The following is a 13268-nucleotide window of genomic DNA, read 5'->3' as shown; positions in this document are numbered from 1 at the left end:
TCTGCGAAGCGTTATCCTATTTTAACCTTCAATTTTTTTATCATTTCCCCAATGAAAATGTGCATTGCCTCATCGGGCGTAGATGAAATAATGCCGCTGCTTATTCCATCGTCCTCGTCATATCATCCGGAATGCAAATAATAAAATCACCGGAACCTTTAGAAGCCGAATCGATTTTACTGATATCAGATTGTGTAGTGGAAGAGATCACAAGGATTTTCAGGGAAGGATTGCTTTGCCCGAGATACCACACGAGTCCCGAATGATTGTTGCTGTGATAAGCGCCGTTGTAATGAATGAAAGTTTCGCCGGGTTTCCAGTTCTGCAATAGAAAATAAGCCATGGTCGCATCTTTCAGCGCCTGCGCCTTCGGAAGATTTTGTCCGCCGTGCCCGCCTGCATTTTCAAAAATTTCTTTGTAAGCTCTCACCGTGCTGTCATATTTTATCGGAAGAGGAGCGATGAAATTTTTTTCGTTCGGTTTCAAAGTATCGAGCGCTGACAGGCCGTGTTTGTAAACCATGTTGGCATAACGGCGCGGAACATTCGTGGCAATGAAAGCGAGGTGATTGTCTTTGGCAAAATCAACTAAGGGTTTATAATCCGTTCCGAAATTCGACCAGAGATTTGTGGTATCGCGGAAAACTTTGTCAGAAATTTTTCCATCGAGATATTCTGTGAGAAAATTCTGCTGATCGCGTTCAAACATTTCTGCACCGAGTACAAGATTATTTTTTTTAAAATTGTAAAGATCCTTTGTCAGTTCCAGTTCCAGCCAGTGACAGATAGGATTATCATGTTCTTCGCCGAACATCACGATGTCTGCTTCTTTCGCTGCATCAAGAAGGTTTTTATAACTCGTCACTTTCCCTTTTGAATTGTAAATCACGTAAGCTTTTTTTTCGCCGGTGAAACTGAAAAACAGGAGGGTGACGGAAGAGAGGAGTAAAATTTTTTTCATGACTTATTGTTTGCGCAAAGAAAAACAAATTTTTATTTCAGCATTTCTTAGTTAATGTTAAAATAGATGAATGCAAAAAAACCGGCCATGAAAAAGACCGGTTTGCTGTTCAATATGATATTCTTCGTTAAACTTTTCGAACTTTACTTTTGCGATCAGAATCCATCATCGATCGTGTAAAGGATGGCAACTGCAAGGCCAATCGGAACTACAACGCCGCATCCATAAGCGATCCAGCAATCTTTACTTTTCTTTCTTTTCGCTGCATCCACGAACCCGGCTTTGTAAGCTTCATTCGTGTTGAGTAATGCATCATTCGGATTTTCTGCGCAGTGAATATTTTTCGGAGTATGCGTGGAGATCGCTATACCTGGAATAAGCCCGAGGAAATAGACGTAAGTACACATGCCCGATACTACTTCACCAATGATTGCGCCACCGGATGTTTTGAAATATTTCTTCGCATCGGCCTGCCCCATTTTGTAATAATCCATTGTGAAAACCGGCTCCTCTTTATTTTCCGAATGATCGACAAGTTCAGAGGATCCATCGTGAAAACGAATTGCAAAAACTTCCGAGGAGGGTAATGCCGCCGTTTCATTCACTCTTCCTGTGTAGGAAAATGTGGTGATGATCTCCGGCGCTATCTCGATCACTTTGCACAACACGATGGCTCCATTCATGGTGATGAGTGTGTCGTTGGAAAAAAATATTTCCACGGCACCATTCCTGTGTTTCAGAAGCAACAGATCTTTTTTCTGCAGAACATTTACTTCGTTCACAGTTGTATCGGTTCCTTTGTAAGAGATCATGAGCGAATCGGAATCGAAAAGATAAACCGGCAATACGGCTCCGTCTTTTTTTACCAGTGTGTCTTGCGCGAATGTGCAGGTGCCAATGAGCAGTGCAAGCGCAGAGAGGATGAAATTTTTCATGTCAGTTTTTTTTTGGTTGAATAAAAAATTACTCAGTTGCTTCTTGCATTGAAACCGATGAGAAGACTCAGGCGGAATCCTGAATTGAGTTTTTGTGTATGCTCTGTGTACTGGCCGGTAACATAATCGTAGGACGCAGACGTATAGCTCTTGGAAATGTTTGGTTGGAACGCAATATTCACAGGGAAACAAACGTGTCCCATTTGAAAAGATGCGCCGCCTGCGAAAACCATTCCGAAACCGGAGCGTGATAAATTAGGGCCGCAACCGATTTCATATCCGCTGCCGGTTCTGAATCCGATCAATGCACTTGCGCTGGGAAGAAATGCTCCTCTTTCAAGTCCGCCGAGCATGGGAACAAATTCAAATAATCCTGATGAACCATTGTCGACAGTGAAAAAACGTGTTTCGAATTGCCAGCCGAATTGAGAAATAACATTCGTGCCGATCGATTTTGAAATTGTTCCGTCACTGATCGCAGTCATTCCTATACGCGGGCCGCCGTAATGTTTTTTCCCGGTTGTGAATCCTTCATCATTACCATTATAATTTCCGATCTTTTTAGATTCGTTGTTGGCAGATGAATTGGAAGAACCGGAATTTGTGTTCGAGGAAGAAGAGGAAGAAGATGATGTGTTGTCAAATACTTCTTCCATTCCGTTCTGGTAAGAAATGGATGCGATCTCATCTTTGTGCATTACATAAATAGGACCGTCGGCAGTTTTTCTGAATTTTACTTCTGAAGAAGAAACTTCAGTTACCGCCCCGAGAACTTTCGTTCCGTTTTTCAGTTTTAAGGTGTCCTGTGCTTTCATTGTAAAAGAAAGAAGAACAAGCGCGATGATGGAGATGATGTTTTTCATGTTGGTCAGGTTTTTAGATTTTGTTATTGTTTGGAATTTGGTGTTTGGATTTTTTTATTTGTCTTTTGACATCACAAACATGCGGCGATAAAAAAGGGTGGAGAAACGGAATATCGCGGGGAGAAATTTTTTTGTAACGGAATGTGCCAGCGAAACACAAGAATCAATTATGCTTTGCATTTTTTTGCATTTTTTGCAGAAAAGAACGCAACGCAGGTGGAATTCAGTAAAAGTTCTAACTCGGAAAGCGATGAAATGCGGTTTAAAAATCATTTTTTACAATCCTTATTAAGGCAACATTTGGAAATTCACTCTCTTTTTCTTTAGATTTGCCCCCTCATTCAATGAAAACAACAACTCATAACCATCATCACGCAAGCACACCCTCATGGTGAGCCGGCTGGTGGTATGTTTCATACTCAATAGCAAAGGGGCTTGCCGGAAATGGTAAGCCCTTTTTTATTTCAATACAAACCAATATGAGAAAACTCAGAATTGCCATTCAGAAATCAGGACGACTTTATGATGATTCCATCCGCCTTTTAAAAGAATGCGGAATAGAATTCAGTAACGGGCTGAACCCGCCTGACGGACGGGCAGGCAAACTGAAAACAGAAGCACAGAATTTTCCGCTGGAAGTTTTTTTCCTGCGCGATGATGATATTCCCGAATATGTCGCGGAAGGTGTTGCGGATATCGGTATTGTCGGTGAAAATGTTTTGGTGGAAGCAAACAGCGATGTGAAAATTGTAGAACGACTCGGTTTCGGAAAATGCAGATTATCCATTGCTATTCCGAAAGGAGATCAATATGCTTCGGTGAAAGATTTGCGCGGCAAAAGAATTGCTACCACCTATAAGAATGTACTGGAAAAATTTCTGAAGAAGAAAAAAGTCGTTGCGGAAATTCACGAGATAAGCGGTTCGGTGGAGATCGCACCCGGAATTGGTTTGGCCGACGCAGTATGCGACATTGTAAGTTCCGGCAGTACACTTTTCATGAATGGTTTGAAAGAAGTGGAAACTGTTTTCAAAAGTGAAGCGGTTCTTATCGGAAATAAAAAATTATCCAATGAGCAGAAAGCCATCATCGGCCGTTTGCTTTTCCGCATACGTGCAGTGAGAAAAGCAAAGAAGAATAAATATGTTTTGCTCAATGCGCCGAATGATAAACTGGAGAAAATTATTCAACTCATTCCCGGAATGAAAAGTCCGACCGTTCTTCCGCTTGCCGAAAAAGGATGGAGCTCCGTTCATTCCGTACTTGAAGAAGAAGTATTCTGGGATGTGATCGAAAAACTGAAAGCAGAAGGCGCGCAGGGAATTTTGGTGGTCCCTATTGAGAAGATGGTTATCTAACGGGAGGATTACAAATTAAAACGGATGTACAGATGAATGTCATTGAATATACAGACCTGAATATGTTGAGAGAAAAACTCAGGCGGCCGGCTGCTGATGTTTCTCAACTGGAAGAAAAAGTTGCAGCTATCATGCGTGATGTGCGCACGCGCGGAGATGATGCGTTGCGCGCGTACACGGAAAAATTCGATGGCTTTGCTGTGAAAGAATTTTCCGTTACGGAAAAAGAGATGGGAAATGCCGGAAAAAATATTTCGGTTGAATTGAAAAATGCAATTGAGCTTGCAAAACAAAATATTGAAAAATTTCATTCTCTTCAGAAAACTCCGATAGTGGAAGTGGAAACCATGAATGGCGTGAAGTGCTGGAGAAAAAATGTGGCCATTGAAAAAGTGGGACTTTATATTCCGGGAGGAACGGCTCCTTTGTTCTCGACTGTCCTCATGTTGGCGATCCCTGCGAAACTCGCCGGCTGCAAAGAAATTATTCTGTGCACTCCTCCGTCGGAAAATGCCCGCCTGCTTGCCCGTGCCATTACGGACGGGAATGACGAAGTCGGGCAGGGAATGATTCATCCTGCTATTCTTTTCGCTGCACAGATCTGTGGTGTGAAAAATATTTTTAAAGTTGGCGGAGCGCAGGCGATAGCAGCGATGGCTTATGGAACAGGAACGATTCCGCGTGTAGATAAAATTTTCGGGCCGGGAAATTCTTTCGTTACTTGTGCGAAGCAACTGGTTTCGAAAGAAGGAATTGCCATTGACATTCCCGCCGGGCCTTCAGAACTTGCCGTGCTTGCAGATGAAACTGTTCCGGCAGAATTTATTGCTGCTGATTTGCTCTCGCAGGCAGAACACGGAACTGATAGCCAGGTGATGGTAGTTTCAAAAAATAAAATGGTTCTCGATAATGTGAGAAATGAAATTGAAAAACAACTGGAAGTTCTTCCCCGGAAAAAAATTGCAGATGAAGCGCTGAAAAAAAGTTTTGCAATTCTCGTGAAAGATGAAACTGAAGCGATGGATATTTTAAACGATTATGCCCCTGAGCATTTGATCCTTGCTTGTGCTGATGCGCGCGCGCTTGCAGAACGCGTAGTGAACGCAGGATCTGTTTTCATAGGTGCATGGTCGCCCGAGAGCGCGGGCGATTACGCGTCGGGCACTAATCACACCTTACCCACGAACGGACACGCGCGTGCGTGGAGCGGAGTTTCGCTCGATAGTTTTGTGAAAAAAATAACCTTCCAGGAATTATCGCAGGAAGGATTGAAAAATATCGGCCCTGCTGTAGAAATTATGGCAGAAGCCGAAGGACTTTTCGCTCACAAAAATGCAATAACATTAAGACTGAAAAAATTGCGTGATGCACTTCGGCCTCGCTCTGTGCGTGAGGGATAGAAGGGAGCTCCGCCGACCGGATAGCCCGACCCCGATCCTGAGCTTGTCGAAGGACGGGGACACGCCCAAAAAATAAAAAGCATGTTTAACTTAGAAAACCTCCTCCGGGAGAACATAAAAAAATTAACTCCGTATTCCTCTGCCCGCGATGAGTTCAACGGAGATGCAGAAATATTTCTCGATGCAAATGAAAATTCATTCGGTTCTCCTGCCGATAGGAATTATAACCGTTACCCTGATCCGCTCCAGAAAAAACTTAAAGAAAAAATAAGCGGTATAAAAGGAGTGCCTGCAAAAAATATTTTTCTCGGGAATGGTAGTGATGAAGCGATCGATCTTTTGTTCCGCGCATTCTGCAATCCGGGAATTGATAACGTGATCATCACTCCGCCAACGTATGGTATGTATGAAGTGAGTGCGAATGTCAATGATGTTTTTGTAAAAAAAATTCCATTGACAGAAAATTTTCAACCCGACATTGAAAGCATTTCTGAAGTGGTGGATGAGCGAACGAAAATTATTTTTCTCTGTTCGCCGAATAATCCTTCCGGGAATTCACTCCTTCGCGAACAGGTCGAGATCATTCTTAATAATTTTCACGGAATTGTGGTGGTGGATGAAGCGTACATCAATTATTCAAAACAGAAAAGTTTCATTGGCGAATTGACCGAATATCCGAATCTCGTGGTGATGCAGACACTTTCAAAAGCATGGGGACTCGCCGGATTGCGACTTGGAATGCTCTTCGCTTCGAAAGAAATTATCGATGTGCTGAATAAGATAAAACCACCGTACAATGTGAATGCGGCCACGCAGGAAATTGCTTTGAAAGCGCTCGACAATATTGAGCAGGTGAATGCGTGGATAAAAGAAACAGTGAGTGAAAGAGAAAAATTAGTGGTAGAACTGAGTAAACTCAGGTTTGTAAAAAAAATATTTCCTTCCGATGCGAATTTCTTATTGGTGAAAATGAATGATCCTGAAAAAATTTATGATCAACTTGTTTCTGCCGGAATAATTGTCCGCGACCGTTCGAAAGTAACTTTGTGTGAAGGATGTTTGCGGATAACAGTGGGAACACCGCAACAGAATCTGAAATTAGTGAATGAATTGAAAAATAATCCGCGCTGATCTGCGCTAATCCGCGACCACATGAAAAAGAAAAAAATATTATTCATTGACCGCGACGGAACCATGATAGGGGAACCGCCCGGTACTTTCCAGATCGATAGTTTTTCCAAACTGCGTTTTCTTCCCGGTGTTATTCAAAATCTACGGAAGATAGTAGCTGAATTCGATTATGAATTGGTGATGGTGACCAACCAGGACGGATTGGGAACAGATTCATTTCCGGAAAATACGTTTTGGCCCGTGCAGGATTTTATTATGCAAACCATGTCGTCGGAGAAGATTGGTTTTCACAATGTATTTATTGACCGGAGTTTTCCGGAAGAAAAAAAATCTACGCGCAAACCGGGCACGGCCATGCTCACTCAATACATGAATGGAGATTTTGATCTTGCCAATTCTTTTGTGATCGGCGATCGTCTTACGGATGTGAAACTGGCTGAGAATCTCGGCTGCCGGTGTATTTTTTACCGCAACTATGATTCTGCGGATGGATGGGAAAATAAAATTTCAAAGGTGGTTTCGGATTGGGATGAGATCTATTCCTTTCTCAAAGTAATCTCAAATCTCAAATCTCAAATTCCAAATGATTCCGCCAGGATTATTGTTCATGAGAGAAAGACAAACGAAACAAAAATTTCAGTCGAATTAAATCTCGATGGAACCGGCAAAGCAGAAATTTCTACCGGCCTCGCATTCTTCGATCACATGCTGGAACAACTGGCACGTCACGGAAATCTCGATCTGAAAATTTCAGCGAAAGGAGATCTGCACATTGATGAACACCACACGATTGAAGACACTGCTATTACTCTTGGAGAAGCATTTGCAAAAGCGCTCGGCGATAAACGCGGAATAGAGCGTTACGGATTTTTATTGCCGATGGATGATTGCCTCGCGCAGGTCGCGATTGATTTCGGCGGAAGGCCATGGATAGAATGGAGTGCAGTATTCACAAGAGAAAAAATAGGAGAGATGCCGACGGAAATGTTTTTTCATTTTTTCAAATCGTTCAGCGATGCTGCAAAATGTAATTTGAATATTAAAGCCGAAGGAACAAATGAACATCACAAAATAGAATCCATCTTCAAAGCATTTGCAAAAGCAATCAGGATGGCTGTGAAGCGCGAAGGAAATTCTTTGCCGAGTACGAAGGGCGTTTTGTAGTTGGATAAGTTTGTTGAGTTCGTGAAGTTGCTTCAGAAGGATTTCTTCTCTGGCCAACTCAACAAACACAAGCAACCAACTTAATTATGGATCACATCTACATTAGTAATTCTCGAGGGAGTTGTCTCCAGGACTCCTGTAGGAGCCGGTGCGTTATGGACTGGCGCTTTATCCTCAGAAGTTTTTTTCCGCTGAGGAACCGTATTTCCGGCAGGCGCTTTTTTCTTCTCATCAATTACATTTCCATCGGTCGTAGAAACGTTCACTTTATTTCTCGGTGCATTATTCTGATGAATGTTTCCTCCATTGCTATTAGGATTACTGATCAACTCGATCCGTAAAGTATCTGAAGGAATAGTAACGTTCACATCCGCATTGTCATGTACGTTCCCGTCTGCATTTTCTATCACGCGCTGCACATCTGTATCCGTGTCATGCCTGATTGAATTCACAGACTGAGGAGCATCTACCTGCTGTGCTGCATTTACCGGTGCGCCGGATGTTCCGCCACCGGCTCCTGTTCCATCAGTACCATTATCAGGTGAAATGATTTTCGCCGGTGCAGTTTGGCCCTGCGACTGAACGTAGGTTCCTATCTTTTCTGTTTTCTTCGTGTAAAGTTTTTTATGGATATGAGTGGCTCTCGATTTCGCCCGCTTACCCGCATGCGCATTCACGGGACAGCATTGAAAGGATTCATGCTTGTGATCATTGCGCGGAAAATTTCCGGCAGAGAGAATATTGTTGCCCAGGAGAAAAAAGAGGATGAGCAGGAAGGGAAGAAACTTTTTCATAGACCGGATTTTAGCGTTTGCAATAAGGATGCAACGCTTTTCCGAATTCCATAAAAGAAGATGAAGATTATTTTCCGCCAGGGGAATTGTCTTTTTTTCGACGGATAAAGTGAAATGTATAATCGTGGCGACGGAAGGAATAGAATCCGCCATCTACAGGATCGTGATAAGAATGAAGGCGATTTTTGATCGCGTACTTCGCACTGATATGCGTGAATTTTGAATCTGCACGCTTTCCGGCATGTGTTTCTTTCACTTGCTTATGCGGATCATCGCCGGCGCTGGCTTTGAAAGGAAGAAACAAGAATGAACAAAAAATAATAGAGCAGCTGATAAACTTTTTCATGGGCATGGGTAAGAATAAGGCGCGAAGGTAATTACTCCGGGCATACCCGCAACAAAAAGTTGTTGAGTTACTAACAACAAAAAGTCAATTCAGAATTCAGAATTTTCGCGCCCGGTTTTTCAAATTCATTCTCATTTCTCAAAACCCATAACCCCAAACTCGAAACTCATAACCCAGAGGTTGCAATATAACACAACCCGGAAAAAATCATATCTTTGAACCATGGCTAAAACAAATGACCCTACCCACAAATTCCTCGCTGCTGTTGGCGCCAGGATTCGCTATTACCGTAACAAAAAAGGACTTTCCCTGATCACCCTCGGCGATCAGATAGGCCTTGATAAAGGAAATATGCATCACATCGAATCGGGAAAGAACATTACCATTGAAACCCTCCTTAAAATAGCGGTGTTCGTTGGGGTGAATCCTGCCAAACTTGTTGACACCAACACCACAGTGCGAGTGAAAGATGTGGAACGCCTCATTGTGAAAAGCAATCGCAGGAAACCCAAAAGGAAAAAAGCCGCGAAGAAAAAATCTTCAAGAAAAAAATAAATAAGGGCATCTCTAAAAACACAGAAATGCAAGGCGGGAATTTACTATTCGTAAATGAGGATTTTGAGGACGCAGCCCAACGCAGCAGTTCGAAGTTATTAGAGATGCCCATAAACTTTCACTTCAAAAGAAAAGCTGCCGTAAAGAGCAGCTTTTTTTATTCGATTCTTTTCAATTCCGCAACTCATCCGTGCATTGCCAAATTGTAAATTGTACATCATTTAACCGGGTAATCCAGGTTCAGCAAGTACAGGTACGGCCCGTAACCATGATGCCTGAAAATACTTTTTCCATCGTCGGGATATAATTCGTGGTAATGTGCATCTGGCCGTAAAATTATCGGAACGCCGCATGTTGCATAAGCGAAACTCGTTACATAGTTGTACTTAGGAAACGCACTCATTTTTTTGCGCACCACAAACCCCGAACGCTTCCCGAGATATTTTATGAATTTTTTCCGCGCGCGTTTCGCCGCATGATTCATTTTATGAACGAGTCGCCGCGCAACAGGTTTCGAAGGCCAGGGCGCATTCCCCAATAGCAAATCCACATTTTCAAAAGCGCTTCCCTTGCTCAGATCCTGAAGCGTTTGAATAGTGAACGGACATTCCGGAACCCAATCCGCCGAATTCACAACACGAAAAGCCCAGGCCCCTTTCGTAATGAAATCAAAATCGTAAGCGTAAAACTGGTTGCCCGGTTTAGGCGCAGCGCTTCCGTAAGTTTTAAATGTAATATCAGCCGGAATGCTTTTTCCTTTTTCATAATACAAATAAGAAGTCAGCAAAAATGAGATCACTCCGCCCTGGCTGTGGCCCACGATCACAAAATCTTTCACGCCATTTTTATATTCCGAATTTATTTTTTCTACAATATCGGGCGCAAGTTCCGCCATGCCTATGGTCCAGCCAATGTGCACGTATGCATTTGAATCCTCCGCAAGTTTGTAATCAAAAGTTTTTCCGTTCTCCAGCGTTAATTTTCCCTGCGCCGGGATCATTCCCGCATAAAAATTTTCCAGCCATGAATCGAATTCCGCTGTTGTACCGCGCACACTGATCACATCAACCGAATCTTTCGCTCTCCACAAGTCCCAGCGATTATCAAGCCCGCTCACCGGCGAACGATACGCAAGATCATATCCCGTTGGATACGGCATCCAGGTGTTTTTCCACTTCGCCGTATCGAGCTGGTAACCCGAAATAGAAAACATTTTCCGGAATTCCATCGCATCAAATCCGGGTTGCAGATGTCGCGCTTTGGCAGCAGCAGAGATCAGCAAAAGCGGCAGTAATAAAAGCAGTACAATTTTTCTCATGAGTAAATTTAGGATGATTTGGAGGAGCGCAACAGCATCACTTCAAAGTTTCTTTCCTCCCGCTACCGCAATGTCGGAGCCAGTTGCGGTATCGGGGCTAAAAAAAATTCTGCAGTTCATCAAAATACCAATGAAAATCTTGTGAAAAATATTTCTTCGAACACTACCCGGTTTCCCCGATTTGGATTTCTGCGGAATTTCGCCGTATATTTGCCCAATGAAAATGAATAACAACAAAAACTGGTGGCACGCAGGAAAGAATACTTTCGCTGTGTAATGCCGCATTTTGTTGAACCATCATAACCAACAAAGCCCGCTGAACACAGCGGGTTTTTTGTTTGATAAAATTGAAATGACAATGAATCTTAAAGACATTTCTGATTCACAACCCGGGAAGATTAACCTTGAACCCGAAACCTTGAACCCCGAACTCAAAAGAGGAAGCATTCCCGTGCGCATCACCGTGAAAACAATCCTCGCTGACACCGTTACGCCTGTGAGCATGTACTTGCGCCTGCGCGATCAGTTTCCCGGTGCCGTTCTTCTCGAGAGCGCCGATAATGCAGAAGGAAGAAACAGCCGCTCTTTCATTGCCATTGATCCGGTTGCTGAAGTCAAAGGAGAAAAAGAAGAAATAAAAATTGAAATTCCTTCCTGCAATTTCCATTCTGCACAAAAAGCAGGCAGAGGTATTCCGCAGATCCTTGAACAATTCATCAGCGCGTTTAAACCCGAAGAAAATATTCCGGATGGCGTGGTCACCGGGCTGATCGGTTATCTCGGTTACGATGCAATACCTTTTCTCGAAGATGTAAAATTCCGCAAACGGAACTCACAGGGAGAAATTCCTTTTCTGCGTTACACACTTTACCGCACCATCATTGAATTCGATCACCTGCGCCACCGCATTCATCTCATCGAACAATTGTTGCCGGGCGATGAAAGCGATCTTTCTGCAATAGAAAATTCGCTGCAGCAACATTCCGTTCCCAAATATCGTTTCCATGCCGATGCTGGTGAACGTTGTTCCATCAGCGAAAAAGATTTTCTGCAGGCGACGGAAACAGCGAAGAAAAATTGTGCGACAGGAAATATTTTTCAGGTCGTACTCTCAAGAAAATTCTCCCGGAAATTTTCAGGCGATGAATTCAATGTGTACCGGTCACTGCGTGCGGTAAATCCATCTCCGTATTTATTTTTCGCCGATTATGGCGACTACCGCATTTTCGGTTCATCTCCCGAAGCACAATTACAAATAACAAATTCCAAAATTCCAAAATCCGGAATTCTAAGAGCAACAATTCACCCGATTGCAGGAACATTCCACCGCACCGGCGATGCTGTTGCAGATGAAAAACTGGAAAAAGAACTCGTCGCGGATCCGAAAGAAAATGCAGAACACATCATGCTCGTCGATCTTGCGCGGAACGATCTTAGTCGTCATGCACGCAATGTGAGTGTAGATTCGTTGCGCGAAGTTCACCGTTATTCACACGTCATTCATCTCGTTTCAAAAGTGAGTGGTGAACTGAATGCAAATGCAAATATTTTCCGTGTGCTTGGCGATACATTTCCTGCGGGAACATTATCAGGCGCTCCGAAAATAAGATCCATGCAGATCATCGATGAACTGGAACCTGAGGCAAGAGGATTTTACGGCGGCTGTATCGGGTTGATCGGTTTTGACGGAACGATGAACACAGCGATCATGATCCGTTCTTTCCTCAGCAAAAATGGCGAACTTCATTACCAGGCGGGAGCAGGCATCACCATTAATTCTGTTCCTGAAAAAGAATTGCGCGAGATCGATCATAAATTAGAAGCGTTACGCCAGGCCATTCAGTCAGCAGAAAAAATCTCAAAATAAAAAAAATGAAAATTCTTGTTTTCGATAATTACGATTCATTCACTTACAATCTTGTTCATCTCGTGGAGAAGATCACCGGCGAATTACCCGATGTTTTCCGCAATGACAAGGTGAGCATGGAAAAGATCGGTGAATATGATAAGATCATTCTTTCGCCCGGGCCCGGAATTCCTGCTGAAGCAGGATTACTGCTCCCGCTGATTAAAGAATATGCCGGGAAGAAAAATATTCTCGGCGTTTGTCTCGGCCACCAGGCCATAGCGGAAGCAATGGGCGCGAAACTCATCAATCTCGAAAAAGTTTTTCATGGTGTGGCAACCGAGATTCGCAAAGAAAAAAATTCCGGTTTTCTCTTCGAGGGAATTCCTGATGCATTCAAAGCAGGGCGCTATCATTCGTGGGTAGTGGATGAAAAAACTCTGCCGGAAGAAATTTTCGTTACAGCGAGAGATGAGAACGGACAGGTCATGGCATTGCAGCACAAAACAAAAAAAATTGCAGGCGTGCAGTTTCACCCCGAATCAATCATGACAGAATTCGGCGAAGAACTGATGCGGAATTTTATGGAGAACTGAA

At 43.2% G+C, this 13268-nt stretch carries 13 protein-coding genes; 7 read left to right on the top strand and 6 right to left on the bottom strand.

Annotated elements, in window-relative coordinates:
- Nucleotides 1-100 precede the first annotated feature (100 nt).
- The 3 genes from HY064_16750 to HY064_16740 form a co-directional block, all read right to left on the bottom strand.
- Nucleotides 101-961, bottom strand: coding sequence for a ChaN family lipoprotein (locus tag HY064_16750; protein MBI3512312.1), 861 nt, complete (start codon nucleotides 959-961; stop codon nucleotides 101-103).
- 155 nt (nucleotides 962-1116) lie between these two features.
- Entirely contained in the window at nucleotides 1117-1896 is a 780-nt protein-coding gene (locus HY064_16745) for a hypothetical protein (GenBank protein ID MBI3512311.1), read from the bottom strand.
- Nucleotides 1897-1928: 32 nt separating this feature from the next.
- On the bottom strand, nucleotides 1929-2759 hold the full coding sequence (locus tag HY064_16740) for a hypothetical protein (GenBank protein ID MBI3512310.1): 831 nt from the start codon (nucleotides 2757-2759) through the stop codon (nucleotides 1929-1931).
- 479 nt (nucleotides 2760-3238) lie between these two features.
- On the opposite strand from HY064_16740, the gene HY064_16735 reads away from it, so the two are divergent.
- The 4 genes from HY064_16735 (at nucleotide 3239) to hisB (ending at nucleotide 7812) form a co-directional block, all read left to right on the top strand.
- Nucleotides 3239-4117, top strand: a complete 879-nt coding sequence (locus tag HY064_16735) for an ATP phosphoribosyltransferase (GenBank protein ID MBI3512309.1) — start codon at nucleotides 3239-3241, stop codon at nucleotides 4115-4117.
- Nucleotides 4118-4149: 32 nt separating this feature from the next.
- On the top strand, nucleotides 4150-5517 hold the full coding sequence (gene hisD / locus HY064_16730; GenBank protein MBI3512308.1) for a histidinol dehydrogenase: 1368 nt from the start codon (nucleotides 4150-4152) through the stop codon (nucleotides 5515-5517).
- Nucleotides 5518-5598: 81 nt separating this feature from the next.
- Nucleotides 5599-6648: a histidinol-phosphate transaminase gene (gene hisC, locus HY064_16725; GenBank protein MBI3512307.1), complete on the top strand. Its 1050-nt coding sequence runs from the start codon at nucleotides 5599-5601 to the stop codon at nucleotides 6646-6648.
- Nucleotides 6649-6669: 21 nt separating this feature from the next.
- A complete protein-coding gene (gene hisB, locus HY064_16720; GenBank protein ID MBI3512306.1) occupies nucleotides 6670-7812 on the top strand; it encodes a bifunctional histidinol-phosphatase/imidazoleglycerol-phosphate dehydratase HisB in 1143 nt (380 codons plus the stop codon).
- An 80-nt stretch (nucleotides 7813-7892) separates the two neighbouring features.
- Here the strand turns inward: hisB and HY064_16715 are convergent, their stop codons facing one another.
- Both HY064_16715 and HY064_16710 read right to left on the bottom strand, forming a co-directional pair.
- The gene (locus HY064_16715; protein ID MBI3512305.1) at nucleotides 7893-8606 is read right to left on the bottom strand and encodes a hypothetical protein; all 714 of its coding nucleotides are present in this window, start codon (nucleotides 8604-8606) and stop codon (nucleotides 7893-7895) included.
- Nucleotides 8607-8673: 67 nt separating this feature from the next.
- Nucleotides 8674-8952 (bottom strand): hypothetical protein, encoded by a 279-nt coding sequence (locus tag HY064_16710; protein ID MBI3512304.1) that lies wholly within the window; start codon nucleotides 8950-8952, stop codon nucleotides 8674-8676.
- A gap of 222 nt (nucleotides 8953-9174) precedes the next feature.
- Here HY064_16710 and HY064_16705 point away from each other — a divergent pair, with 222 nt between their 5' ends.
- The gene (locus tag HY064_16705) at nucleotides 9175-9507 is read left to right on the top strand and encodes a helix-turn-helix transcriptional regulator (protein ID MBI3512303.1); all 333 of its coding nucleotides are present in this window, start codon (nucleotides 9175-9177) and stop codon (nucleotides 9505-9507) included.
- A 217-nt stretch (nucleotides 9508-9724) separates the two neighbouring features.
- Here the strand turns inward: HY064_16705 and HY064_16700 are convergent, their stop codons facing one another.
- A complete protein-coding gene (locus tag HY064_16700; GenBank protein MBI3512302.1) occupies nucleotides 9725-10825 on the bottom strand; it encodes a lipase family protein in 1101 nt (366 codons plus the stop codon).
- Nucleotides 10826-11183: 358 nt separating this feature from the next.
- Between HY064_16700 and HY064_16695 the strand changes: the two genes are divergently transcribed.
- The gene (locus tag HY064_16695; protein ID MBI3512301.1) at nucleotides 11184-12692 is read left to right on the top strand and encodes a chorismate-binding protein; all 1509 of its coding nucleotides are present in this window, start codon (nucleotides 11184-11186) and stop codon (nucleotides 12690-12692) included.
- Between the two features lie 5 nt (nucleotides 12693-12697).
- Nucleotides 12698-13267, top strand: coding sequence for an aminodeoxychorismate/anthranilate synthase component II (locus HY064_16690; GenBank protein MBI3512300.1), 570 nt, complete (start codon nucleotides 12698-12700; stop codon nucleotides 13265-13267).
- Nucleotide 13268 lies beyond the last annotated feature (1 nt).

The sequence above is a fragment of the Bacteroidota bacterium genome, from assembly GCA_016194975.1.
Classification (GTDB): domain Bacteria; phylum Bacteroidota; class Bacteroidia; order Palsa-965; family Palsa-965.
Note: the sequence above shows the minus strand (reverse complement) of the source record. Positions and strands in the feature narration are given on the sequence as shown.